General features: G+C 62.0%; 2 protein-coding genes. Both read right to left on the bottom strand.

Features of this window, described 5'->3' with window-relative positions:
• Positions 1 to 264: 264 nt before the first annotated feature.
• The gene (locus WBB85_RS09475; protein ID WP_432638377.1) at positions 265 to 1,218 is read right to left on the bottom strand and encodes an adenosine kinase; all 954 of its coding nucleotides are present in this window, start codon (positions 1,216 to 1,218) and stop codon (positions 265 to 267) included.
• 35 nt (positions 1,219 to 1,253) lie between these two features.
• Positions 1,254 to 1,898, bottom strand: coding sequence for an endonuclease III (nth, locus tag WBB85_RS09480; RefSeq protein ID WP_432638376.1), 645 nt, complete (start codon positions 1,896 to 1,898; stop codon positions 1,254 to 1,256).
• Positions 1,899 to 2,069: the final 171 nt, after the last annotated feature.

The following is a 2,069-nucleotide window of genomic DNA, read 5'->3' on the forward strand; positions in this document are numbered from 1 at the left end:
GAACTGCGATGAGGTGAACCACCTACGGTTCAACCAAATGAACACAAATCCTCTTCTTGATTGAGGTCGTGCTTCGTCCTCGCGATGGCCAGGGCAGTTTAGCGCGGCACTGACTGGCGAAGCCCGCCAATTTCCCTGTCAGAAAACCCCGATTGCAGACACTCGCGACCCTGACCTTCACCGCGCCACCAATCAGACGGTCGGCAAAACCGCTGGCGGAAAGCAACCGCGGCCCAACCCGTCAGGGTATGGGCCGCGCCCCGATCAGATAAGCCCCTGCGCCCGGAAGAGCGCCTTGACGTCTGCCTCGGGCCTTGCGCCGAAATGGCTGATGACCTCAGCCGCGGCGATGCAGCCCATGCGACCGGCCTTGGCCAGAGGCTGACCGGTGGCGAGCCCGTAGAGGAAGCCCGCCGCGAACTGATCGCCCGCCCCGGTCGCATCGACCGGCACAACCCGGTGCACCGGCACCTCTTCCCGTTCCTCGCCGCGCAGGATGACCACATCCGCGCCCGACCGGGTGCAGACAATCAGCGGACAATCCGCCTGCGCCTGTTTCAGCGCCGCCTCCAGATCCTCGGTCTGATAGAGGGCGGACCATTCATGCTGATTGCCGATCACATAATCCATCTGGTCATGCACAAGCCGCCGGAAATCCGCGCGATGCCGGTCGACGCAGAACGGGTCGGACAGCGAGATACCAGCCTTGCCGCCGCCTGTGTGACAGGCCTCGGCCGCCTTCAGGAACGCGGCCTTGCCCTGATCCTTGTCGAAGAGATAGCCCTCAAGGAACAGATAATCAGTGGATTTCACCACGTCTTCATCCAGATCCTCGGGGCCGAAATCGGCCCCCGCCCCCAGATAGGTGTTCATCGAGCGTTCGCCATCCTGACTGACGAAGATCATCGAGCGTGAGGTCGGCTGTTCTGCGTCGGTCGCGGGCGGGTTCGGAAAGTCGGTGCCCTCCGCCTCCAGCGACTTGGCATAGAACCGGCCCAGCGCATCGTCCTTGACCTTGCCGACAAAGGCCGTGGCCAGCCCCAGATTGCCGATCCCAGCCAGCGTATTGCCGACCGACCCGCCCGGTGCCTGTGTGCGTTCTTTCATCGCACCATATAACAGCTCGCCCCGCTCCCGGTCGACAAGCTGCATGATCCCCTTCTCGATCCCCATCCAGTCCAGAAAATCGTCGTCGCACTGGGTCAGTACGTCGACCATGGCATTGCCGATGCCAACCACCTGATATCGCTTGGTCAAAATGTTTTCTCCTCAAAGGTACACAGGTCACGAATGTGACAGGCGCCGCATTTCGGCTTTCTCGCCACGCAAATATAGCGGCCATGCAGGATAAGCCAGTGATGGGCGTGTTGCTGGAACTCCGCAGGAATGTTGTCCTCGATGGCGCGTTCGACCGCATCCACATCCTTGCCCGGCGCGATGCCGGTGCGGTTGCCGACACGAAAGATATGGGTGTCGACCGCCTGCGCCGGATGGTGGAACCACATGTTCAGGACGACATTCGCGGTCTTGCGCCCGACCCCCGGCAAGGATTGCAGGGCCGCGCGGGAGGATGGCACCTCGCCGCCATACGCCTCGGCAAGGATACGGGAAAGCTTGATTACGTTCTTCGCCTTCTGGCGAAAGAGGCCGATGGTCTTGATATGCTCGGTCAGCCCCTCTTCGCCAAGCGCCAGCATCTTTTCCGGGGTGTCAGCAACCTTGAACAGGGCCCGCGTCGCCTTGTTCACCCCCGCATCGGTCGCCTGCGCCGACAAGGCCACGGCAACCACCAGCGTAAAGGCATTCACATGCTCCAGCTCGCCCTTCGGTTCGGCCTCGGCCTTGCGGAAGCGGCTGAAGATCTCGTGGATCGTATGATAGTCGAGCTGACGCGCCATGGATGCGGGTATGCAATGGCAGGACGCCCGAGGCAAGTATGGACAATTCGAACCATTTCACCCCGGGGCATTAACCAGGATTTCGGCCCCCTTGGCGACCCTGATGCCATCGGCAAGGAGGCGTCATGGCATCACCCCGCTATCATCCCCCGGTCCCTCCTGAGGCAGGGC

The sequence above is a fragment of the Albidovulum sp. genome (genome assembly GCF_049646345.1).
Taxonomy (GTDB): domain Bacteria; phylum Pseudomonadota; class Alphaproteobacteria; order Rhodobacterales; family Rhodobacteraceae; genus Albidovulum.